Origin of the sequence: Flavobacterium sp. HJJ, assembly GCF_015351475.1 — a bacterium.
Classification (GTDB): domain Bacteria; phylum Bacteroidota; class Bacteroidia; order Flavobacteriales; family Flavobacteriaceae; genus Flavobacterium; species Flavobacterium marginilacus.
Genome location: NZ_JADKPR010000086.1, coordinates 1 through 455 on the forward strand (window position 1 = coordinate 1; position 455 = coordinate 455).

At 34.7% G+C, this 455-nt stretch carries 1 protein-coding gene; it reads left to right on the forward strand.

Features of this window, described 5'->3' with window-relative positions; genetic code table 11:
* Positions 1-304: transketolase-like TK C-terminal-containing protein (locus IRZ80_RS20840; protein ID WP_410504330.1), on the forward strand; the 304-nt coding region annotated here is incomplete at its 5' end.
* Positions 305-455: the final 151 nt, after the last annotated feature.

Consider the following 455-nt stretch of genomic DNA (forward strand, 5'->3'; position numbering starts at 1 on the left):
TAATCTGAAGGTAAATATTGCTTCAATCATATCCGAAGGATTATTCAAATCACAGTCCAAATCGTATCAGGAGAGCGTTATTCCAAAAGGGAAATTAGTTTTTGGACTTACGGCAGGATTACCAGTTAACCTTGAAGGACTTATTGGCGACAGCGGAAAAATTGCAGGACTGGATCATTTTGGATATTCAGCTCCGGCGGGTGTTCTGGATGAAAAATTCGGGTTTAACAGCCTAAGCGTTGCTGCAGAAATATTGAAATATATTGAGGAAAGTAAAATAGCGGCTGAGAAACTAAGTTTCTAAACGGTTTTAAATTTGTTAGTTAGAAGCTGGGAGTTAAATCTCTTGGCTTTTTAACTTTATTACCAAAAAAGGTTAAACAAGATAAAAAACCGTTTAAATTTTTCGCTGGCATTATTTTTTTAATACTTTTACACAACCGATTGTTTTTTTA